Source organism: Bacillus cereus group sp. MYBK14-1 (assembly GCF_051916885.1).
GTDB lineage: Bacteria > Bacillota > Bacilli > Bacillales > Bacillaceae_G > Bacillus_A > Bacillus_A cereus.
Map to the genome: position 1 here is coordinate 420,112 of NZ_JBQAHM010000002.1, position 19,962 is coordinate 440,073.

Genomic DNA, 19,962 nt, shown 5'->3' on the forward strand with positions numbered 1-19,962 from the left:
AACTCCTTTTATATTAATTAGCACATTGTTTATTATCAGTATCAATAGACCATCCAATAATCGTGGCACAGTCTCTACCTTTCCACTGCAGTACATTTGTTAATACGGGCTCAATCTGCAAGCTATTTCCGTCGTGTAATATTTCTACTAAAGATTGATCATCATCAAACCTTCGTTTGTCACACTCTAAAATACCGTCCGTTGCCATTACAATGTGATTCATTCCTTTTTCTAATCCTCTTACACCTGACGTAAAGCAAGGTGTATTTGCTGCAAAAATATTTTTCCTGCCAATATATTCGTAATTCTTCCGTTTATTTAATCGTCCTTTTCCATTTCTCGTTTTCTCAGAATGGAATAAATACGCGAAACAATCACCAACTGATAACCAATATAAAAATTCGCCTTTTCGTAAACAAATTAAGCAAGCGAGTTCCTCATCATCTTGATCACACTTTTTAATAAATAACTCATCTGTAAATAACGCTAATAAGTACATATGTGTATGATGGAAAGCTAAATGTATTGGATATGAGAATAACTCTTTTAGTTTTTCTTTTCTTTCCGAAATCGCTTCTATTATATAATCTATATTTTTTGTTTTGTGATGTGTATCAAAAATCATAACAAATTCAAATTGTAATTCAGGATCCCACCAAGCCAGCACCGCATCTCCTCGTTCATATGCATCACTCTCTTGATTTCCCCCATATACGCCGACTGAAAGAGGACCACATTTTTCAACATGTATTTCATCTACATACATCTGTTCATGACTAATCCATTTGAATGTATTCACAGCTATCATCCTCTCTCTTGCTAAATGTATACCTTTACACATAGATTACCTTATATTTCAATAAAAATAAACTTTTTCAACATTTTTTATCCAAATAAAAGGGTTTTATTTCTGAAATCACGAATATATCTTACTATACGATATAAAAAGGAGATTTATTATTATGTACAACATTAATCAACATTGGGAGAGCATTTATTATCACTTACGATACGAATACGAGGACAACCTTTCCCACCAAGCAATTCGTATTTTACAAATCGTTTCTCGTGAGAAAGATATAACAATTGGAAAAGTCGCTACTGAGCTTAGTCTTTCTCATAACACAGCATCTGAACATATAAAACGCCTTATTCAAAAGGGTTTCATCGTTAAAGAGAGAAATAAAAAAGATGAAAGAGTGGTAAACCTTACATTAACAATTGAAGGAATTGAAGTATTAGAAAAACATATTTTACTAGATAAAGAAAAGATAAAAATATTAGAATCACAGTTATCAACAGAAGAACAACAATTAATTGAAAAAGCATTTTCCTTATTAGCGAAGGAGGCAAAATATGCATTTCCTCGTTAAAATAATCGTTTCGGCACTTATTATCGGCGTTATCACTGAAGTCGCTAAACATTACAGTACGATAGGTGGCTTTATTGCTGCCCTTCCTCTCGTGAGTTTACTTAGTTTATTTTGGATTTCATTCGAAGGCGGAAATAAACAAGAATTGAGTCAATTTGCTTTAGGGGTATTATATGGATTCCCCGCATCAGCACTACTATTATTTATTGTCTATATTGGTTTAAAAAATTCATTTACACTTAGTACATCTGTCCTACTTGGTATAGGTGTTTGGTGTATCGTTTTTGCTTGTCAAAAATTATTTCAAGCTTAGGAGGAATTAACATTCATAAATTTGTAGAAATAATGGGGCAAAATATAGAAGTACATATAAAAGGAGATGGTAAACAAACTGTAGTCATTCAAACCGGAATGACTTGCTCATTTTATGATTGGTTTCCTATTATAGAAAAGCTTTCAGAGCACTTTACAGTTGTTTCATACCATCGCCCAGGTTACGGAAAAAGTGATTTAGGCAATCAGCCGCGTACAATAAGGCAAGTTACAAAAGAGCTACATATGTTACTAAACAAACTAGCTATTCAAGAACCATTTATTCTAATCGGTCATTCCTATGGAGGATTATGTGCACAACATTTTGCGATGTTACATGAAGATAAGCTGCAAGCACTTATTTTAGTTGATTCTACTTCGATGAACTTACACCGTTTAGATGAACTTCATTTACCAATTTCTGATCAAACTGATTCTGATGATGTTTGGTTTCAAAAATATAATATGTATTCAAAAATGGATGTAGACATACTTTATAACGAACTAAAACCTATTCTCACCGATCAATCAAAACAGCAAATTGAATTCTCTACCTCGCCTTCATTATATAAAGCGACAGCTTCTGAACTATCGGAGTGGAAAAACTGTGCTCTCTCACTAAAAGAGCTATGTAAAACATTAGAAATACCATTAATCGTTATCGGTAGAGATCCTCAATATTCTATTACTCAATTGACTAATGGTGGCATGCCAAAAGAGGAAGCAACACAACTTGAAGCAATGTGGCAAGAACTAATTCACGAACAATTACACCTCTCAACTAACAGCCAATATATTCTTGCCGAACATGCTAGTCACGGTATAGAAAATGATCGACCAGATATTATTATTGAGGCGATTCATTTCTTACAAATAAAAAAAGGAAGCAACTAAAGCTGCTTCCTTACTTATCTATTCATAATCTTCTTCATCATCGATTTCTTCGTAATATGAACTTCCATTACTTACATATATAGGGCCATTCGCAACATCAATACGTAGTACCCACGCCCATGGCACAGCTAAACGTTTATGTATCGCTCGCCAAAAGCTCATTGATTTTCTTTCGTACTCCTGGAACTCCTGAAGTAACTCTTTGTAGGAGGAACCGTCTAACTGAATATTTGCTTCTAACAAACGAGAATGGGCATAGTACTGTAACTCTAGTTCAGCAGCAATTTCCATTTCTTCTTCCGTTGCCATACCAATGATTGTTCCATCTTCTGGTGCAATTTCATATACGTTTTGAACTTCAATAAGCCCTTCTTTCTCTTTCTCAAACATGTAAACAGCCTCCTTTAACATATATTTTTTATGTTACAAAGTCATACTTCTACAATAACTTCTCTCTTTCCTCTTTTTTTGATAAACTTTTACAAAATATTTAACCGATGACCTGTTTTCTCTATTCTTTCAGCAGAAATGAAACGATTTTTATCAAAATTTAATTTATACACATCAGGCATATGAAGTGTTTTCCAAAACTCAAAATCATATTTCGAATTAAAATAATTCATGAGTAATACCATAATATTTCCATGCGTACCTATTACAATATTCTTACCTTCATATTGTTTTAATATATTTTGCATACATATTACAGCGCGCCTTTGTGCGATATCATTCGATTCTCCGCCTTCGTATGCAAAACTCCAATCTTCCCACACATTCTGCATAGCATCATTAAAATTTGATACTGGCTCTGTGCTCAATAATCTTTCACGCAAATCTTCTTCTGTTTGTATTGATAATTTATATGTATTCGCAATTCCTTGTACAGTTTGGATTGCTCTTTTGTACGGACTAGAAATAACAACATCAATATGTTTATCTTTTAATAAATGTGTTACATTCTCTGCATCACAGTGCCCTTTTTCAGATAAAGGTCGTTCCCGTTCTTCTTTTGTATATGTAGAATGGGCATGGCGAACGAAATATATTGTTGTCATTTTTCAACCTCCTTTCTTATTTTCAATTTATATTCAATAATAAGATTGGAAAATCCTGTATTACAAAAAAGCACTTTTCATAAGTGCCCCTTTGTTTACATAATAAAATTATTTCATTATAATTTATTTCTGAATTCCTCACTTATGACAATATCTCGAATAAAGTAATCCATATTACTTAGAAGCTTTTCAAATGCTTTTTCACTCAAATTGTTCATCATAAAGACAATCTCAATCTTATTCCCTTTTTTATCAGTACCATAGAAACTATTTGTTAATACAAATGCAGTAGAACCACCTTTCTGTCCAGCAAATTCGAACATACCCTCTCCTACGGTTCCTTTAAATATATTCTCAATCTCACCTTGCATTTGTGATGTAAAATAATTTCTGCTATTTATCTTTTCCAGTAAACTCATGTAATCCTTCGCATTTGCACCTATAAACCGATCTGACCAAATACGCTGAAAGTCCATATCGGCTTTTAAAGATATCTCGCGTTTTGTCCATTCTTTCTCGTCTTTCATCCATTCATGTATTTGCCATACATGCTTAACATATTCATCATTAGACATATTACGTAGCTTGTCCAATGCTTTATTTTGAGGAATATGCAGTTCTTTTTCAACATAGCCCCTCATATATAATGCCCCTGTATACGTTGGATAAAATTCATCGTGACTATTTAAGCCTAACTCTTTCAAACTTTCATTTATCCGCGCTGCTCCAAGCTTGTCTAATAAATATGATGCATTCGCATTCGAACTATAATGGATCATTCCTTTCACTACTTCTTCTAAAGAAGTTTGACCACCCTTCACTAACTCTTTAACTTTTACATCATCTAGCCATGCAGGGTGTGCACCACCATCAGTATTTTTCACATAGTATTTTTCTAATTCTTTCAATGAAATTTGCTCGTCTTTTCTTATTTTCCCTTCAGCTACTTGCTTAGCATATTCAATTGCTATAATGATTTTCGACATACTTGCTAGCGGTAGTTTTTCTTTTTCATTTATTGATGTCAATGTTTCACCATTTCTTTTAACAATTAAAGAAGTTGTTTTATCATCCTTATGTTCTTTTATGTAATTTAGCACATAATTAGAGTCTTCTTTGGAATTGACATATTCCTTCACTGAAAAGAAAGCTATACAGCCTACTATAGTAATTCCAGCTATAATTCCAACAACTTTTAATCCCCTCATGATACTCCCCCTAAAATAAACATATTATATATTATACTAAATAAATTTCCCTTTTTAAGTAATAATTAGATTATTTATACAAAAACACTTCTTTTCTTAAACAACAAAAAAACATGCCTTCATTAGGAAAGCATGCTTTGTGATATCCTTCACATTTTTTAGTTAAAAAATAAATGTTTACTTACCATGATGTAACATTAAATCACTAAGTTCTTCTTCAATGTGATTTAATTTCGCAACGCCTTCTTTCCATTTATGAATATAACGTGAAACCCCAACAAAAAACAAAACAATAATTGTGGAAAGAATAATACCATATACGATTGCTACAGTACTCATAGTTACACTTCCTTATAATTAGTAATGTGGTTATTAGTTATATTTTTATTATAAACCTTTTTCTTTTAAAATACTTCGATTTCAACTTTTTGTAACAAAATTGATTTTTCTAACATTTCGTTCGTGAAAATGGCATATTTTTCACAAATTATACAAAACTTCACCATATGTACTATTACCATATGAGTTATATTATTAAATAGAATAAAGGGGATGATATACTATGACGACTTGGTTTATTGTAATGTTAGTTGTATTTGGAGCATTTAAAATTATCGTTTCTAGCCTTCCTAACTCTGTTATTGAATCCATTATTAGTCGCTTTGAAACACATCCACAACTCGAAGAAGAGAATGTGACTGTTACAATGAACGGAAATAACTTAGTAGGCGAACAGAAATCAAAAATTATTCATGATTTTAACGAAGGTTTATTTTTAGATCGCTATTATGCACCACCCCATAATGAAGGCACTCCTTTAATTATCCATGCAAAACGTGGTAAAAAAGATTTTACATTTTATATTTATAGTCATGAAGAGCATGTTGATGTTGTAAAACAATATAAAAAGAAGGTAGTTGCTTATAGTTTACGCTCTAAAAACCTTCAAAATAGTGATATGTTTGTGTCAGCTGATTTAGCTTAATACTCATATATAAAAAGGAATCCATGGCATATGGATTCCTTTTTACTATTTACTGAAAAATAAGCTCTGTCTTCAAACTATCTTTCGGTAACAACCAGCCTTTTTTCTCTAAACTCGCCATTAATAATTCCCTTTGTTTTGTCGCAATACTTTCTTCATTTGTTTTAAATGACACTTCTATTACGAAGTCATCTTCTAATTTTCCTGTATTACTTAATGGCCAAATTTCAATATTTGCTTTTATGTTTTCAAACTCTCCTGTATATCGTTTCATTAATACAGGACCGTAAATACGGGAATTCTTTAACATCTCTTCTCCCCAATTTGTATACAACCATTTGTTCATTTTCCCTGGTAATTTTTCTATTAACATGTTTTGAGCAGCTTGTTTATTTGGTAAATCAAGTATTCCATATCCTTTAGCACTGTAACTTTTCTTATTTGAAATGCTTAATGTTTTCTTCTCAAATCCCCAATCTATTTCCGCCTCATAACTATCCGTATTACTATCGAATCCTTCTTTTTTAGCTACTTCTAGTGCATCTTGAATTATACCATTTGGAATAGGATATCTTTTTTTATATGTTAGTTCAAAATCTTTACTAAATTCTTTCTTTCGAATTCTAGCAAACCAACCTTCCTCGCTTAAACTTTTATTCGCAGTATCTAAAAATTGCACTTGTATTCTTTCATATTTTGTACCAGCCTGGAAATGTTCTAGTACCTCTTGCTTCATCTCTTTGTTATCACCTAATACTTGTTCTGGCTTCAATAATAACTTCACTTCAAAACTAGGTTTCATTGGACTAGCTGCAAACCCTTCCTTAACGTTATAAAGGAAACAACAAAAGAAAATGCTTACGAATACAAATACTTTTTTCATATACCTATCCCCTTTACATTTCAAATGACTTCTATACGTTCCATTGCAAGTGAATATACATTTTCATATCCTGCTGTACTTAGCTTTTGTTGTAATCGATCCGTATCCTCTTTCAAAGCGTGCACTAGCACCGTATGTTCTGGTAATAATGTATTTAACATCTCTTTAACGTCTCTTATACTTTGGTGAACTTTATACGCAACTCGATTCACCCTACATGTATTCCTTACATGCTCTTTCATAACTTTTTCTGCAAAACTCCCTTTCGCAATATGCCCAGTAAAAATAACGGCATTCCGTTTTTCATTCCGAAGTTGTTCATAATATAACTGCGCTCGTTTCGTTTGCATATTCGCATCACTCATTACAACTATTCCGTAACTATTTTGCATACTAATATCATTATCCATCACTATTATGTTTCTTTTTAAACTCTCCATAACCCATTTAAGTTCTTCATTATTTTTTATCCAATCTTTATATACGAACATCTCTTCAAATCCAGCCAAAATTTCTTTATCTACTATAAGCGGAAATTCTTTATATCGTTCATATAAATACAATACTATATCTTGTGCCCTACCAAGTTGTGGCAGCGGTAATAATGCTATTCCTTTATTTTGCATAACTCGTTCAATTTCTGCACATAGATTGTCTAATCTTTCATTTTGCGAAACATCCTCTGTGTGATAAGCGGCATCTACAATTGCAACTTTTATATTGTGGCCCAATTTCTCAGGTAAATTAGCTCGTAGTATATTAGACTCTGCTGAATAGTCGCCTGAATAAAATACGTATGTATTACACATATCAACTAAAAACCAAACAGCTCCTAATACATGCCCACTATATCCCCATTGAAACCGCAATGTAGGAGTAATTTGTACCCATTCATTTGGATTGCTAATCTCATCAATACATACATAATTTAAATCTTTTATGTGTTGGTCGCTATAAGGTAAATTCCACCCTTGCATCACATTATAGTTTCTCCATTTTTCATAATATAACGGCAGTTGCTCCTTCGTATAACGAGTCGTCCAAATTTTTTTCTTATATCCATACTTCGCTAATAAAGGTAAACCCATCGTATGATCTTCATGAATATGTGATAAAAATACCGCATCTAAAAATGGAGCAGCTTCTCTCTCTATTTTTGGATAACCATCCTCATAAGATCGATTAATACCACAATCAAATACTATTTTCGTCTCTTTATTTTTTACAAAATAGCAGGAGCGACCGTACTCTCCTGCTCCTCCCCATACTTCTACCCTCATCATACTACCCCTTTTCGCTTTTGCTCCATATGTTGTAGCAGTAATAAGCATATTGTTGTAAGTCCAACAGAAACAACAGCCATCGCCATGCCTATAGATACTTCACCCTGTTCAAATTGAGCAAAAATAAACGTTGCTGACGTTTCTACTGATGGAGGTAATACGAGAAGCGATGCTACTAACTCTCTTATCGAAATTGTAAATGTCATCGCCCATCCAGCAAGAATACCTGGGATAATAAGAGGCAATATTATTTTTCTAAAAATATAAATATAATTTCCAGAAAAAACACTTCCTGCCTGCATGAGAGAATCATCAATTTGTCCGAGTGATGATTTTACATATTGCACCGTGTAAGGTAAAAACAGCACAACATACGTTACGATAACCATGACTGGTGTATTGTAAATTGACATAGGCATATATGGTGAATTCCAAAATAGAATAAGACCTACAACCATAACGATTCCTGGTACCATATTCGGTAACATACCGCACATATCAAGCCATTTTTCAGAGGTTTTTTTCCCCTTTCGAATCATAAGTGCCAAAAAGACTCCAATCATTACCGCAATAATCGCTGTTACGAGTGAAAAAAGAAAACTATTCCATAAAGCCTCTAATCCCGGAGACCCCATTGTAAACAATGCTTCATAATGACTTGTTGTAAAGTTATTTACATGTAAACCGCCGCCTCTTAATTTTGAAAAAGAAGCAATAAGTATAGAAAAGTATGGAATTCCAATTGATACGATTAATAAACCAATTACATACATCCATGCTACAACGCGCGTAAATATAGACAAAGTATATCTTTTAGATTTCACACCTTTTCCACTAACTATTGCATATGAATACTTTCGATTCAATACATTTTGCATATACCAAATGAGCATACAAGCACTAAGTAATAAAGAAGATAATGCTGTTGCACTACTAAAATCAATTGGCCAACTCGAAATAAATTTATGGATTTCTGATGTTAACACGTGGAATCCTATTCTACGTCCGAATGTAGCCGGTGTTCCAAATTCAGCAATCGTCTTTACGAAAATGAGTAAAGCACCCATTACATAACTTGATACTAATAACGGCAATATTATTTTTCTTAAACGATAGAAAAAACTTCCTCCATGAACTGCTGCAGCTTCTTCTTTACTACTCCCAATCTGAAGTAACGTGTTTTTCAGCATGAAATAAAGGAATGGGAATAAATGCAGACTCATAATTAATACCATACCTCCTAAACTAAAAAACGATGATGAAACTGTCTTTAGCATCGGGAAAAATTGTTCAAAATAGCCGTTAGGTTGCATGAACAAAATCCAGCCCATCGATCCAATATACGGCGGTGTCATAAATGGAATCATAAAAACAATATCTAACTTACTATACTTTCCTACATCTGTTTTGCTCATAATAAATGCCAATGGAAATGCAAATATTGTAGCACCTATTACAACGAGTACACCTAGAAGCATCGAATTTAGAAAAATCCCCGCTAATCCACCACTCTGCATCACTTCAAAAGGCTTTAAAAAGTTCCAACTACTATTTTCATATACACTAGAAAATAAAATAAGAAAAAGTGGAATGACGATTAACATCGCCACAAGTAATAACGCTACCGTCATTCCAACTTGTCTTACTGATACGAATCGATTTACCATGGAATCACCATCTTATTGAAATACTTTCTTAAATTGTTTTCCTATTTCATCTTGCTCTTTCTCAACTGTTTTCCAATCAATATTTAATACTGGAATCTCTTCTACATTTGGTCTATTTTCAGCTTTTATATCTGTTCTACCAGGCAATAAATACGCTTTAGAAACTTGTTTTTGTACATCATCGGATAATAAATAATCAATAAACTCTTTTGCACCTTCAACATTTTTACTATCCTTCATAATCCCAGCTGCACGTGGGCTAATAACTGTTCCGCTTTTTGGATATACAATATCAACAGGTTCACCCTTTGCTTTTGCGCTATACGTCATATAATCAACACCCGCAATGACCATATCTTTCGCACCTGTTACAACTGGGTCTAACGCTTCCTGATTTGCTCCTGCTACTGTAACTTCATTTTTCTTAAGCTGCTCAAATAAATTCCATCCATCTTGTCCATTCTTTTTCACGTATCCTGTTACAAAGTCTAAAGCTGAACCTGAAAGTGCTGGATCTGGATGATTCACTTTCCCTTTCCATTCTCCTTTCGTTATATCGCTCCAATCTTCAGGCGCTGTCTTCACATTTTTTGTATTGTACACAATCCCTAATGCTGAAGCACTATACCCGAAATAATGTCCTTTATCATCTGACCATTCAGAACGCAGCTTATCAGCTTGTTTCGCTTCTTTATAAGCTAACGTTTGACCCTCTTTCTTTAATCCTTCCATCGCTGGTAATGATGCAAGTACGACTACATCAACGACTGGATTTTTCTTTTCAGCTTCCATTCTCGCTAAAATTTTACCAGTTGTCCCTTGAAACATTTCCACCTTTATACCAGTTTTCTTTTCAAAGTCTTTTTGAATTTTTTCTGCTAACCCTTTTGGTCCTGCACTATATACAACAATTTTCTTTTCATTCGTATTTTTACTTTTTGCATCTGCATTACCTGTCTTTGAACTACACCCTGTTACTACAGCCGAAAATAATAAAGTACATACAAATAAAGACTTAAGCGAACTGAATTTCTTCATACGATTCTCCCCCTATATGATGAATACATTTTTTTGGCACATATAACGATACTGGTTTACCGATGCTTAGCTTACTATTGTGATAGGCTGTCCAGATGCCTAAAGTCCCCATATTTACTTTCACTTCATAACGTTCTCCTACATATGTAACGTGCTGAATTTCACCTGTATACATTTCGCACACATCATTTTTTGTCCAACTCACATGCTCTGGACGAATCATTTTTTCACCCTCTACAAGCCAATTCGCCTTACCAACAAATTTGGCAACAAATTCATGAGACGGTTTCACATAAATATCTTCCGGTGTTCCTTTTTGTAATACTTCTCCTTGTTTCATGACAATAATTTGGTCTGACATTGACATTGCTTCTATTTGATCGTGAGTGACATACAGTGCAGTTAAACCAATGGAATGAACGATATCCATAAGCTCTATTCTCATTTCTTCTCGCAAAATTGCATCGAGTGCACTTAGCGGTTCATCAAACAAAATAAAGTGAGGTTTTGTTACAATTGCTCTAGCGAATGCGACACGTTGTTGCTGTCCACCAGAAAGTTCGTGTGGATACCGTTTCTCCATACCTTGCAGGCGAACTCGCTTTATCGCATCTTCTACTTTTTCTCGTAAATGATTCGTTTGCTTTGTAGCCCTTAAACCAAATGCAACATTTTCAAAAACAGTCATGTGCGGCCATAAAGCAAAATCTTGAAATACCATACCGATATTCCGTTCATGAGGAGATGTCTTTATCTTTTTTGTAGCAGAATACATGCACTGGTCTCCAAAATATATTTCTCCTTTATCCGGTTCTTCAAGTCCTGCTATCATTCTAAGCAAAGTCGTTTTCCCACACCCCGAAGGTCCTAAAAGTGTAGTGAATTCCCCTTGTTTCATTACAATCTGCAACGGCTTTAACGCCTGTATTTTTCCAAATGTCTTTTCTAATCCACTAATTGTAATATCCATTGCTTCACCTCTCTCCCCTCATTCTTAACCTGCTTTCATTCTATATGGAAGATTTATACTCAATGTTAATGTACTGTAAAGATTAAATTAAAAAACTTCTAATAAACTATTTATTTCTATAGATTTTTTCTATAGTTAAAATAAAAAAGGCGGCAATTCATAATGAATCTCTTAAAATTAGAAATTGTAGTACTTATTAAGAAATACAAAAAGCTTACAATCGTTGCAGAAAAACTTGGCGTTAAACAACCAACTATTACATTTCATATAAAAAGCTTAGAAGAAGAACTCGGTGTGTCTTTATTTGAATTACGTTCTGGAAGGTATTTCTTAACAGAGGCTGGTGAGGCTTTGCACCATTATGCTTGTAAAATAGATGCGCTTATGAAAGAAGCTAGACGTGTCACGCAAGAGTTTAAAGATTTTCATAAAGGTGCTATAACAATCGGCGCTAGTTATGTACCAGCGACTTATCTTTTGCCAGAAGTCGTTCATCAATTTCAATGCGAATTTCCCAATATAAAAATAACGCTACTAGTGAAAACAGCCCCTGAAATTCGAATGATGCTACAAAATCACGAAATCGATCTTGGGATAATTTCCGCTGCTCCATTTGATGAACCACTTTTAAAACAAACGAATATAATGCCCGATACACTTGTTCTTGCCTTTTCCAAAGAACATCATTTTTCAAAGAAAGACAATGTATCGTTACAAAATATCGAAAAGGAACGCATACTATTGCATCGTAATCCATCTACAACGAGAGATTTACTTACACAATGGACGTTGGCGCACAACATTACATTCCAATCTGAAATTGAATTAGACTCATTAGAAACGATGAAACAAATTTTAAAATATGGTAATGGAATTGCCTTTATTTCTAAACTTGCTATCGAGCAAGAAATACAACGAAATGAGCTATGCTATATACCAATCCCTGAATTTGAATTTCAGCGTAATATTTATACGATTCATCATGAGGACAGATGGAATTCTAAAATCATTTCTTTTTTACTACAAAGCATCACTTCATTTACAACAAAAAATTAAAAGGCTGTCGTTATGCACGACAGCCTTTTAAACTATAAATCTATTTATTTTTCTTTGCCTCAATTTTTGCTTGCGCCTCTTCAGCCTTATCTAATGCTTCTGATACTTTCTTCTCTTTTTCTTTCACTTCATCTATACTATCGACAGCTTTAATAAGTTTATCGATTCCTTCTTCTTCTACCTTTCTACGCTTTGCCACTCTTTCATTTACTTTCTCTTCCACATCTTTTGCTTTTTGAAGCATATTCTCTGCATTTGATGTTACAGCTTTTTCAAGTTCATCATCTTTTTTCTTTTGTAACACTTCATTTGCAATGTCTTTCGCTTCTAAATACTTACCGTCTTTTAATGCTGTTGCTCCGTGATCCATTCTCTCAGCAACTTCTTTATATGATTTCGCTTCATTTCCTGATTTCTCTTTTTCTGCTTTTTCGAACCACATTGTTGCATCACTATACTTTTCATCTTTCAATGATTGCATACCTGTTTCAATATATGTGTCATAATTGCTACATCCAGCCATTACGACTAATAGAAAAAGCATAACAAAACTTAATTTTTTCATGCTGTTGTCTCCTTTTCTTTGCCTGCTCACTATACTGTAACATACATGAAAAAGAGTTTCAAAAACTAAAATACTAATTCGGTCATTTTTATTTTATTAAGTCAAATTGCCTTTTAGACAGACACATCCACTTGCTTTTTCATTACATGCTTCTTTATTCCTACTAATACAACTAACAATAAACCTCCGCCTAATGTCATCATAACAATGCTAGTTGGCAACATATCTAATAATAATCCATACACAATCATACCGAGCGGTGCGATTGCAGTAGAAATTGTTTCAAGTAAGCCGAAAACGCGTCCTAAATAACTTGGATCTGTCGTCTTTTGCAAATGTACTTGCATCGGGATATTTACAACCATCATTGATATACCAGTTAACATCATAAAAGCGATATAGTAAATAAAACTTGCTACTTTCGGGATGGTGACTACTAATGGAAACACTGTACATAAACTCAAGCCCGCAAATAAAAGCAACCCAATATAAACAGAACGAAACGGATTATTCACTTCTTTACGTACTGATAACGCAATTGCACCAATTAACATCCCAACTGCTAACATTCCCTCTACAACACCGAGTTGCTTCGAAGATAGATGCAAATTTTGAACAATAATATATGGAAGTGAAACGAAAAGTGCACTCGCAAAAAAGTTTACCCCTACTGCAATTTTCATTAAACCATATATTTCATGCTGTCTTTTTACATATGAAAACCCTTCTTTTATACTCGTCAAGAAATGCTCTTTACTTTCAGCCATTTCTTTTTTGTATAAATCAAATACGATAAATAATTGCACAACAACCGCTAAAAAGAATGTAATGCTATTTAACAAAAAGAACGACTGAATTGAAAAGAAACCAAATACAACTCCGCCAATAATCGGCCCTAAAATATTTGATAAAGAAGCTGCCGTCTGGTTCAAAGCACTCGCTTTTTGAATACGTCCTTCATCTACTAAACTTGGAATAGATGAAGTTAATGAAACAGAGTAAAAACTCGCACAAATTGATAATAATGCTGCTGAAATATAAATAAAAAGAAGTGACGGTCCAAATATAGTAGCAAGAATAAACATAATAAGCATCGTTAAGCTACTTAATAAATCAGTGCCAATAACAAGCCATTTTCGATTGACGCGGTCAGCTACAGCACCAGCAATCGGTCCACAGATTAGCCTTGGAATCGATCCACAAATAAGCGTAGTTGCAAACCCCATTCCTGAACCCGTAGTCTTTAATACGTATAATCCCATTGCAAACGTATAAATACCGGCTCCTAGCAAAGACGTCATTTTCCCAATCATCATTAAAATAATATTTCTCGTTGCAATCTTCATTCTTGAATCATGTTGTCCTATACTTATATCCCCCATTTTTGACACTCTCCCCTTAAAAGTTAAATTGTGTTAAACTTATTATATAATTAACTTTCCAATTTTTACAACAAAAAGTTTAATGACATTTAACTTTCTAACTATAAAGGAGCAATTATATGGCTACTCTCGGTGAAAAAATTAAAACGTTACGAAAAGAAAAAAAGCTTACTCAAACTGATCTAGCAGGTTCAGAACTCACAAAAAGTATGCTAAGTCAAATTGAAAATGGAAAAGCTACACCTTCTATGAAAACACTACAATATATCGCTGACAAACTTGAATGTGAAACAAGTTTTTTATTAGAAGATGATGATGTAGAAATTGTAGAACTCATTCAACAAACGGAGAAACTAATAAAAGCAAACAAGTACGATGAAGTATATGAGGTTTTACTACCGATCGTTCAAAAAGAGCTACCTCCCACTTTGAATACTGCTCGTTTATATAAACAGTTTGTAACAGCTGCGGCTAAAATGAAAGATTACAATATTGAATATTACGTTGAAAAGGCTACTTCTATTTTTGAGAAATATACGTTATACCGGGATAGTACGGAAACAAAATTAAAATTATCCTTTACGATATTCACACGTAAAAAATATGCTGAATGTTTACAACTTATAGCTAGTATCCGAAATGACTATGAAGAGAAACATTTAGAAATGGATCTCATTATACATATCGAATTATATTTATATGAAGCAATTATTTTTCTTGCATGTGGTGATTACGAACAATGTGAAAGTGTCATTTTAGATGCACTTGCATTTTCAAAAAAGCATCAAGTGTATTATAAAACAGATGAATTTTATCGTATTTTATCTTATCAAAAAGTAATCACGGCTGATAAAGAACAATATTTACATTACATAAAAAAATCAGAGCAATTCGCCATTTTTACAGAAGATAATTTCTCTGCGGCGGTTATTGATCTTTTAAAAGCTTTCTACTACAACACAATTGCTAATGAATATACAGTTGCATTAGAACATTTAGAACAATTTCGAGAAAAATTAAAAGATGAGCCAATTTTTCAAGATGATGGATCATATTATCTTGAAAAAGGAAAAGCTTTGTATGGTTTAAAACAATACGAAGAAGCTTTAAAAACATTGCAACGCGCTATCATACCAGATTATATAAACCATCCACTTGATCACGCACGACTTACAACAGCTGGGGCATATCGCGCTCTTTGTTATGTGAAACTTAATGATAAAAAAAGAGCTCTTGAAGAAGTAACAGAAGCATATGAAATCGTACAGTCCTATCCTGATTCCATCTTCACTTCATTTATTAAAGAAACATTACAAATAATACAAAAACTTTAAGAATGTCTCTAAATGGTATATTATTCCTCTTTTTTAGCAAAGATAATAATGATGGGAGGAATATAAATGAATATACAACGTGCAATAGAGCTTTCTGTGTCAGCAGAGCAAGCCAATGTCAGTTTTCAAGGCATGCCTGTTATGATTCAACACGTCGATGAAAGCAATGAAACCGCCCGCATATATGAAGTAAAAAACCCAGAACGCGAATTAACTGTTCCAGTTAATAGCTTAGAGGAAATATAAGAAATGCCACTTCTCTTTTGAAGTGGCATTTTTCTTCTTTCAGATTACTTACTATAAATTTCTTCAACCCTTTATTTTACATGAGCTGAAAAAATAAGAATTTTCTACTTCTTTTCTTTTTGTGACCTGCTAAAATACAAACTATGGATTAATTATTCGTACTATACATTAAGGAGGAAAAATAATGGCATCTACTTTAGAAAAAAACAAGCCTTATTATGCAGTTATATTCACTTCTAATTTATCAAATAATACAACTGACTATAATACCGTTGCCGAAGAAATGGAGAAACTTGCAAAGCAACAACCTGGATTTTTAGGTGTAGAAAGTGCACGAGGTAATTCTGGACTCGGAATAACAATTTCTTATTGGGAATCACTTGATGCGATTGAAAATTGGAAGAAGAACACCTTACATAAAGAAGCGAAAAAAAGAGGTCGTGAGCAATGGTATGAAAACTTCCACCTGCGTATTTGTCTTGTTGAGAAAGAATTTAAGTTTCATAGAGGTACTTTATAACTATGAAGGAAAAATTAGCTCTCGTTATTGTTCATGAAATATATGGTGTGAACGACCATATGCATCACGTTACCCAGCACTTTACTTCATCTCATATAGATGTATTCTGTCCTAATCTTCTACACTTACAACATGCATTTCATTACAGTGATGAAGAAAAAGCATATGAACATTTTGTAAATCATATTGGATTTGATGATGGAAAAAAGCAAATTGAAGAATTCATTTCTCATCTTTCTAGTAGTTATACACATATTGGACTTATCGGCTTTAGTGTTGGAGCTACCATCTCATGGCTATGTAGTAACAATCCGAAAATAGATTTTATTATCGGATGTTACGGTTCTCGTATACGCGACTATGTTCACATAAAGCCTACATGCGCTACATTACTTATATTCCCTGAAAAAGAAGCTAGTTTTTCAGTATCCTCTTTCATTCAAACATTGCAGCAACAAAAGAATCCTTTATTAGAAATAAAACAACTACACGGTGAACATGGATTTCTAAATCCGTACACTGAAAAATATAACGGGCACTCTACAAAAGAAGCATACAATTTAATAGATTCATTTCTTGTAAAGTGAAACTTCAATCAGTGGGGGGGCATCCCCCACCTAATCTCTTTTCTTACGTTGAGTTTTAAGGTGTGGGTCTTACTGCCCATGCGTGATAAAAACAATCTTATACAGGAGACTCAAAATGACGCTGACATTACTCTTACTTGTTTTCATACTCATTGCCTTTATCTCAGCGCTAACTATCATTTTTAAAACCGTAAAAAAAGGGCTATTTTTCAACCGCCCCTACTTACAATCTATTATCGTTTGCCTTTTATTTTTTACTAATTGGACCTTATATGTAACAACTTTTTATTCGTTACTTCCCGAAAAAATTAGTGAGTTCCTATTCCTACCCATTTGGTTTTTCCTTTGTATTTTAGGTTTTATAACTTTCTGGCGCGAATGGAGAAATAATCGTGTATTTTCCATATGTATCGTTCTTCTTTCCTTTATTAGTTTTTTATTTGGGTTATTGTTGTTAGTTCTTTTGGGGATGTAATAGAAGAAGGAAGAAAAGCCAACTTTCAACTTTTCTTCCTTCTATGTTTACCTTTAGTTTTCACTGTCACTGATTCACAAGGTGTATAATATATTTGAGGTGTCGCCTTATCAACAAACATCATAAACGTAACGAAACCGATAATAAAGAAAATAAACAACGTTAACAAAATTGCTCCTATCGTTAAAAGTATCATAACACCACCCCTATATTTTCATGTTATTACACCTTTCGCTATTATATGAGCGTAATCCTTTTTAGAAAAAGAAACGTAACAAAATAATCACAACCACTCCTGTTAATACTGTACCTAATAAACTACGAGTATATATGGCTACAAGAAATGTTGGAATTGCTGCGATCAGGTAATCCCATTGCACCGTCTCATGCATAAATAATACTTGTGCTAAAAGTGCTGCTAATATTGCAATTGGTATGTAATTTAACCATTTTAAACCCCAGTCTGGAATTTGTAGTTTGCTAAATACGAGTAGAGGTAAAATACGTGGCACGAGTGTAACAGCTCCTGCTGCTAGTAAAAGTAATAATACATCTAACCTCATTTCCATTTTTCAATCACCACTCCAATCGTCGCAGCTAGTAAGGTTGCGATAATAACCGCTATACTATCTGGCATAAATAGGTGTGAAACGTATGCAAGTATAATCGCTACAATTGCAACACTTAAATGAATTGCTAGCTTTGGTTTACTACTTATGAGCTGAAGTACAAATAATCCGATAAACATCGCTGGTAATGCATAATCCATCCCGTATGTATGTGGATCTGGTATCCACTCACCAAATAGCCCGCCAATGATAGTAGCAAGAATCCAGTTTAAATAAGCCGTTACATTTAGCCCAATCATCCATCTTTCGCCTAAATATCCTTTTTGCGCTGCATGCTGCACTGCAACGCCGAAAGTTTCATCTGTAATTTGAGAACCGATAATGACGTTTTTTAATAGAGGTAGTTTCGTAAAGTGCGGTGCGAGGGCAGCACTCATTAATAAATGGCGTAAATTAACAAAAAATACAGTAAAAATAATTGCGGAAGCAGGAGCACCGGCTGCATACATACCAGCTAATATAAATTGGGCAGAACCTGCATAAATTAAAGTGGACATAAATGCAATTTCAATGATAGAAAAACCTGCTGTTTTTGCAATTACACCAGCTGCTATACCGATGCTCAAATAACCAAATACAGTTGGTAAACAATCTTTTACTCCTTGCTGAAATGTATCATCGCTCTGCAAAGCTACATGTGCCTGAGCTTTACTCATCTCTATCATCCTCCATTCCTTCTAAAGTTCGTTTTCCTGTTACGACATGAACTAAATCTATATTTTCACGCCATAACGTATCTAACTTATCAGCTCCAAATTCCTTTGTGATTTCTTCAACCATAATATCGTGCCGCACATACTCTGTAGCAACGAGAACTAGCGCTGGGTCATACGTTGTAACGGCCCATGAAGTGCTATCATTTGAGAAGTTCGCAATTAATACTTCCTCTCCATCACGAGCAATAACAGTTAAATGACCACCCATTCTCTTTTCAACAACGTGGGGCGTCATATAATTATGGTGAAATGTCGCTCCTATTTTTGTTTCTGGAGCTCCAAATAAGATTGAGAATATATTCACGCCTTCCTCTTCCTTTTGATGAATGTATGGCTCAATTTCATGCACTTGATCTTCCCATACAGAAATCCATAATTCTTCCTTTGCCCTATTAATTATATTGCATATTTCTTTTAAAACACGATCATTTGAGCGAATATGCGAAATTACATCTATTTGTCGCTCTTGTTCTAAACAATTTAGTTTCTCATCTAAAAATTCAAAGGATTTTTCAAAGTCTTTTCGCATTCGATTCATTAATTCGGTAGCTGGTACTGGTACATATTTAACTGGTTCAGAAGGTACAATATGCACCGCTCCTTTATCCATTAACTTACCGAGTACCTCGTAAATCATAGAACGAGGTACTCCTGTTTGTTTACTCACTTCATAGCCTGTTACTGGGGAATGTTTTAACAATCCAATATACGCTTTACATTCATACTGGGAAAATCCCAACTTTTGTAACTCCTTTATAATTTCATCCATCGGTAACCCCTCACA

General features: G+C 33.8%; 27 protein-coding genes. 10 read left to right on the forward strand and 17 right to left on the reverse strand.

Going from position 1 to position 19,962, the window contains the following annotated elements; all coding sequences use genetic code 11:
• Positions 1-13 precede the first annotated feature (13 nt).
• A complete protein-coding gene (locus ACTFR3_RS08100) occupies positions 14-841 on the reverse strand; it encodes a protein phosphatase 2C domain-containing protein (RefSeq protein ID WP_440044344.1) in 828 nt (275 codons plus the stop codon).
• Positions 842-962: 121 nt separating this feature from the next.
• Between ACTFR3_RS08100 and ACTFR3_RS08105 the strand changes: the two genes are divergently transcribed.
• Genes ACTFR3_RS08105 through ACTFR3_RS08115 form a run of 3 tightly spaced genes read left to right on the forward strand, consistent with a single transcriptional unit; the run spans position 963 to position 2,579 of the window.
• Complete coding sequence (locus ACTFR3_RS08105; RefSeq protein WP_000282375.1) at positions 963-1,373, forward strand: MarR family winged helix-turn-helix transcriptional regulator; 411 nt, start codon at positions 963-965, stop codon at positions 1,371-1,373.
• Positions 1,357-1,686: a DUF3147 family protein gene (locus tag ACTFR3_RS08110; protein WP_000545608.1), complete on the forward strand. Its 330-nt coding sequence runs from the start codon at positions 1,357-1,359 to the stop codon at positions 1,684-1,686. Before ACTFR3_RS08105 ends, ACTFR3_RS08110 begins: the two co-directional genes overlap by 17 nt.
• Positions 1,647-2,579 (forward strand): alpha/beta fold hydrolase, encoded by a 933-nt coding sequence (locus ACTFR3_RS08115; protein ID WP_060852253.1) that lies wholly within the window; start codon positions 1,647-1,649, stop codon positions 2,577-2,579. Before ACTFR3_RS08110 ends, ACTFR3_RS08115 begins: the two co-directional genes overlap by 40 nt.
• 18 nt (positions 2,580-2,597) lie before the next feature.
• Here ACTFR3_RS08115 and ACTFR3_RS08120 read toward each other — a convergent pair whose 3' ends face one another.
• The 5 genes from ACTFR3_RS08120 to ACTFR3_RS08140 form a co-directional block, all read right to left on the reverse strand.
• Positions 2,598-2,969 carry a hypothetical protein gene (locus tag ACTFR3_RS08120; RefSeq protein ID WP_000461779.1) on the reverse strand — a complete coding sequence of 124 codons (372 nt, stop codon included), beginning with the start codon at positions 2,967-2,969 and terminating at the stop codon, positions 2,598-2,600.
• An 89-nt stretch (positions 2,970-3,058) separates the two neighbouring features.
• Complete coding sequence (locus ACTFR3_RS08125) at positions 3,059-3,634, reverse strand: histidine phosphatase family protein (RefSeq protein WP_000208265.1); 576 nt, start codon at positions 3,632-3,634, stop codon at positions 3,059-3,061.
• A 116-nt stretch (positions 3,635-3,750) separates the two neighbouring features.
• Positions 3,751-4,842, reverse strand: coding sequence for a serine hydrolase (locus tag ACTFR3_RS08130; protein WP_440044345.1), 1,092 nt, complete (start codon positions 4,840-4,842; stop codon positions 3,751-3,753).
• 177 nt (positions 4,843-5,019) lie between these two features.
• Positions 5,020-5,181, reverse strand: a complete 162-nt coding sequence (locus tag ACTFR3_RS08135; RefSeq protein ID WP_000108701.1) for a hypothetical protein — start codon at positions 5,179-5,181, stop codon at positions 5,020-5,022.
• 65 nt (positions 5,182-5,246) lie between these two features.
• Positions 5,247-5,363, reverse strand: a complete 117-nt coding sequence (locus ACTFR3_RS08140; RefSeq protein ID WP_001987133.1) for a hypothetical protein — start codon at positions 5,361-5,363, stop codon at positions 5,247-5,249.
• A 41-nt stretch (positions 5,364-5,404) separates the two neighbouring features.
• Between ACTFR3_RS08140 and ACTFR3_RS08145 the strand changes: the two genes are divergently transcribed.
• Positions 5,405-5,827 carry a YfmQ family protein gene (locus ACTFR3_RS08145; protein WP_000214580.1) on the forward strand — a complete coding sequence of 141 codons (423 nt, stop codon included), beginning with the start codon at positions 5,405-5,407 and terminating at the stop codon, positions 5,825-5,827.
• Between the two features lie 49 nt (positions 5,828-5,876).
• On the opposite strand, the gene ACTFR3_RS08150 is transcribed toward ACTFR3_RS08145, so the two are convergent.
• From ACTFR3_RS08150 to ACTFR3_RS08170, 5 genes are read right to left on the reverse strand one after another with little or no spacing between them, the layout of a single operon-like run.
• On the reverse strand, positions 5,877-6,710 hold the full coding sequence (locus ACTFR3_RS08150) for a hypothetical protein (protein WP_440044346.1): 834 nt from the start codon (positions 6,708-6,710) through the stop codon (positions 5,877-5,879).
• Positions 6,711-6,730: 20 nt separating this feature from the next.
• A complete protein-coding gene (locus ACTFR3_RS08155) occupies positions 6,731-7,993 on the reverse strand; it encodes an MBL fold metallo-hydrolase (RefSeq protein ID WP_033689189.1) in 1,263 nt (420 codons plus the stop codon).
• Positions 7,990-9,660, reverse strand: coding sequence for an ABC transporter permease (locus ACTFR3_RS08160; RefSeq protein ID WP_000248165.1), 1,671 nt, complete (start codon positions 9,658-9,660; stop codon positions 7,990-7,992). Before ACTFR3_RS08160 ends, ACTFR3_RS08155 begins: the two co-directional genes overlap by 4 nt.
• A gap of 12 nt (positions 9,661-9,672) precedes the next feature.
• Positions 9,673-10,698, reverse strand: coding sequence for an ABC transporter substrate-binding protein (locus tag ACTFR3_RS08165; protein WP_071739718.1), 1,026 nt, complete (start codon positions 10,696-10,698; stop codon positions 9,673-9,675).
• The gene (locus tag ACTFR3_RS08170) at positions 10,676-11,668 is read right to left on the reverse strand and encodes an ABC transporter ATP-binding protein (protein WP_000355540.1); all 993 of its coding nucleotides are present in this window, start codon (positions 11,666-11,668) and stop codon (positions 10,676-10,678) included. The genes ACTFR3_RS08165 and ACTFR3_RS08170 overlap by 23 nt, the downstream gene beginning before the upstream one ends.
• Positions 11,669-11,830: 162 nt before the next feature.
• On the opposite strand from ACTFR3_RS08170, the gene ACTFR3_RS08175 reads away from it, so the two are divergent.
• Positions 11,831-12,724: a LysR family transcriptional regulator gene (locus ACTFR3_RS08175; RefSeq protein WP_001050612.1), complete on the forward strand. Its 894-nt coding sequence runs from the start codon at positions 11,831-11,833 to the stop codon at positions 12,722-12,724.
• A gap of 40 nt (positions 12,725-12,764) precedes the next feature.
• On the opposite strand, the gene ACTFR3_RS08180 is transcribed toward ACTFR3_RS08175, so the two are convergent.
• Both ACTFR3_RS08180 and ACTFR3_RS08185 read right to left on the reverse strand, forming a co-directional pair.
• The gene (locus ACTFR3_RS08180; protein WP_000736443.1) at positions 12,765-13,289 is read right to left on the reverse strand and encodes a DUF4398 domain-containing protein; all 525 of its coding nucleotides are present in this window, start codon (positions 13,287-13,289) and stop codon (positions 12,765-12,767) included.
• Positions 13,290-13,402: 113 nt separating this feature from the next.
• Positions 13,403-14,671: an MFS transporter gene (locus ACTFR3_RS08185; RefSeq protein ID WP_440044347.1), complete on the reverse strand. Its 1,269-nt coding sequence runs from the start codon at positions 14,669-14,671 to the stop codon at positions 13,403-13,405.
• A gap of 119 nt (positions 14,672-14,790) precedes the next feature.
• Here ACTFR3_RS08185 and ACTFR3_RS08190 point away from each other — a divergent pair, with 119 nt between their 5' ends.
• The 5 genes from ACTFR3_RS08190 (at position 14,791) to ACTFR3_RS08210 (ending at position 17,833) form a co-directional block, all read left to right on the forward strand.
• Positions 14,791-16,005, forward strand: coding sequence for a transcriptional regulator (locus ACTFR3_RS08190; RefSeq protein ID WP_000212380.1), 1,215 nt, complete (start codon positions 14,791-14,793; stop codon positions 16,003-16,005).
• 66 nt (positions 16,006-16,071) lie between these two features.
• Positions 16,072-16,251: an H-type small acid-soluble spore protein gene (locus ACTFR3_RS08195; RefSeq protein ID WP_001025733.1), complete on the forward strand. Its 180-nt coding sequence runs from the start codon at positions 16,072-16,074 to the stop codon at positions 16,249-16,251.
• A 184-nt stretch (positions 16,252-16,435) separates the two neighbouring features.
• Complete coding sequence (locus tag ACTFR3_RS08200; RefSeq protein WP_000168855.1) at positions 16,436-16,771, forward strand: antibiotic biosynthesis monooxygenase family protein; 336 nt, start codon at positions 16,436-16,438, stop codon at positions 16,769-16,771.
• 2 nt (positions 16,772-16,773) lie between these two features.
• Entirely contained in the window at positions 16,774-17,358 is a 585-nt protein-coding gene (locus tag ACTFR3_RS08205) for a dienelactone hydrolase family protein (protein ID WP_000660119.1), read from the forward strand.
• A gap of 115 nt (positions 17,359-17,473) precedes the next feature.
• On the forward strand, positions 17,474-17,833 hold the full coding sequence (locus tag ACTFR3_RS08210; RefSeq protein WP_322373283.1) for a hypothetical protein: 360 nt from the start codon (positions 17,474-17,476) through the stop codon (positions 17,831-17,833).
• A 25-nt stretch (positions 17,834-17,858) separates the two neighbouring features.
• On the opposite strand, the gene ACTFR3_RS08215 is transcribed toward ACTFR3_RS08210, so the two are convergent.
• The 4 genes from ACTFR3_RS08215 to ACTFR3_RS08230 all read right to left on the reverse strand — a co-directional run bounded on the left by ACTFR3_RS08215 (position 17,859) and on the right by ACTFR3_RS08230 (position 19,947).
• Entirely contained in the window at positions 17,859-18,029 is a 171-nt protein-coding gene (locus ACTFR3_RS08215; protein ID WP_000602244.1) for a DUF3951 domain-containing protein, read from the reverse strand.
• 61 nt (positions 18,030-18,090) lie between these two features.
• The gene (locus ACTFR3_RS08220) at positions 18,091-18,402 is read right to left on the reverse strand and encodes an AzlD domain-containing protein (RefSeq protein ID WP_000425946.1); all 312 of its coding nucleotides are present in this window, start codon (positions 18,400-18,402) and stop codon (positions 18,091-18,093) included.
• On the reverse strand, positions 18,393-19,118 hold the full coding sequence (locus ACTFR3_RS08225; protein WP_440044348.1) for an AzlC family ABC transporter permease: 726 nt from the start codon (positions 19,116-19,118) through the stop codon (positions 18,393-18,395). The genes ACTFR3_RS08220 and ACTFR3_RS08225 overlap by 10 nt, the downstream gene beginning before the upstream one ends.
• On the reverse strand, positions 19,111-19,947 hold the full coding sequence (locus ACTFR3_RS08230) for a TrmB family transcriptional regulator (RefSeq protein WP_000343354.1): 837 nt from the start codon (positions 19,945-19,947) through the stop codon (positions 19,111-19,113). The genes ACTFR3_RS08225 and ACTFR3_RS08230 overlap by 8 nt, the downstream gene beginning before the upstream one ends.
• Positions 19,948-19,962 lie beyond the last annotated feature (15 nt).

What these genes read in the sequence shown, in the direction of transcription:
- ACTFR3_RS08100 (WP_440044344.1), bottom strand. Translation starts at nt 841, where the DNA reads ATGTGTAAAGGTATACATTTAGCAAGAGAGAGGATGATAGCTGTGAAT.
- ACTFR3_RS08105 (WP_000282375.1), top strand. Translation starts at nt 963, where the DNA reads ATGTACAACATTAATCAACATTGGGAGAGCATTTATTATCACTTACGA.
- ACTFR3_RS08110 (WP_000545608.1), top strand. Translation starts at nt 1,357, where the DNA reads ATGCATTTCCTCGTTAAAATAATCGTTTCGGCACTTATTATCGGCGTT.
- ACTFR3_RS08120 (WP_000461779.1), bottom strand. Translation starts at nt 2,969, where the DNA reads ATGTTTGAGAAAGAGAAAGAAGGGCTTATTGAAGTTCAAAACGTATAT.
- ACTFR3_RS08125 (WP_000208265.1), bottom strand. Translation starts at nt 3,634, where the DNA reads ATGACAACAATATATTTCGTTCGCCATGCCCATTCTACATATACAAAA.
- ACTFR3_RS08130 (WP_440044345.1), bottom strand. Translation starts at nt 4,842, where the DNA reads ATGAGGGGATTAAAAGTTGTTGGAATTATAGCTGGAATTACTATAGTA.
- ACTFR3_RS08135 (WP_000108701.1), bottom strand. Translation starts at nt 5,181, where the DNA reads ATGAGTACTGTAGCAATCGTATATGGTATTATTCTTTCCACAATTATT.
- ACTFR3_RS08140 (WP_001987133.1), bottom strand. Translation starts at nt 5,363, where the DNA reads ATGGTAATAGTACATATGGTGAAGTTTTGTATAATTTGTGAAAAATAT.
- ACTFR3_RS08145 (WP_000214580.1), top strand. Translation starts at nt 5,405, where the DNA reads ATGACGACTTGGTTTATTGTAATGTTAGTTGTATTTGGAGCATTTAAA.
- ACTFR3_RS08150 (WP_440044346.1), bottom strand. Translation starts at nt 6,710, where the DNA reads ATGAAAAAAGTATTTGTATTCGTAAGCATTTTCTTTTGTTGTTTCCTT.
- ACTFR3_RS08155 (WP_033689189.1), bottom strand. Translation starts at nt 7,993, where the DNA reads ATGATGAGGGTAGAAGTATGGGGAGGAGCAGGAGAGTACGGTCGCTCC.
- ACTFR3_RS08160 (WP_000248165.1), bottom strand. Translation starts at nt 9,660, where the DNA reads ATGGTAAATCGATTCGTATCAGTAAGACAAGTTGGAATGACGGTAGCG.
- ACTFR3_RS08165 (WP_071739718.1), bottom strand. Translation starts at nt 10,698, where the DNA reads ATGAAGAAATTCAGTTCGCTTAAGTCTTTATTTGTATGTACTTTATTA.
- ACTFR3_RS08170 (WP_000355540.1), bottom strand. Translation starts at nt 11,668, where the DNA reads ATGGATATTACAATTAGTGGATTAGAAAAGACATTTGGAAAAATACAG.
- ACTFR3_RS08175 (WP_001050612.1), top strand. Translation starts at nt 11,831, where the DNA reads ATGAATCTCTTAAAATTAGAAATTGTAGTACTTATTAAGAAATACAAA.
- ACTFR3_RS08180 (WP_000736443.1), bottom strand. Translation starts at nt 13,289, where the DNA reads ATGAAAAAATTAAGTTTTGTTATGCTTTTTCTATTAGTCGTAATGGCT.
- ACTFR3_RS08185 (WP_440044347.1), bottom strand. Translation starts at nt 14,671, where the DNA reads ATGGGGGATATAAGTATAGGACAACATGATTCAAGAATGAAGATTGCA.
- ACTFR3_RS08190 (WP_000212380.1), top strand. Translation starts at nt 14,791, where the DNA reads ATGGCTACTCTCGGTGAAAAAATTAAAACGTTACGAAAAGAAAAAAAG.
- ACTFR3_RS08195 (WP_001025733.1), top strand. Translation starts at nt 16,072, where the DNA reads ATGAATATACAACGTGCAATAGAGCTTTCTGTGTCAGCAGAGCAAGCC.
- ACTFR3_RS08200 (WP_000168855.1), top strand. Translation starts at nt 16,436, where the DNA reads ATGGCATCTACTTTAGAAAAAAACAAGCCTTATTATGCAGTTATATTC.
- ACTFR3_RS08205 (WP_000660119.1), top strand. Translation starts at nt 16,774, where the DNA reads ATGAAGGAAAAATTAGCTCTCGTTATTGTTCATGAAATATATGGTGTG.
- ACTFR3_RS08210 (WP_322373283.1), top strand. Translation starts at nt 17,474, where the DNA reads ATGACGCTGACATTACTCTTACTTGTTTTCATACTCATTGCCTTTATC.
- ACTFR3_RS08215 (WP_000602244.1), bottom strand. Translation starts at nt 18,029, where the DNA reads ATGATACTTTTAACGATAGGAGCAATTTTGTTAACGTTGTTTATTTTC.
- ACTFR3_RS08220 (WP_000425946.1), bottom strand. Translation starts at nt 18,402, where the DNA reads ATGGAAATGAGGTTAGATGTATTATTACTTTTACTAGCAGCAGGAGCT.
- ACTFR3_RS08225 (WP_440044348.1), bottom strand. Translation starts at nt 19,118, where the DNA reads ATGAGTAAAGCTCAGGCACATGTAGCTTTGCAGAGCGATGATACATTT.
- ACTFR3_RS08230 (WP_000343354.1), bottom strand. Translation starts at nt 19,947, where the DNA reads ATGGATGAAATTATAAAGGAGTTACAAAAGTTGGGATTTTCCCAGTAT.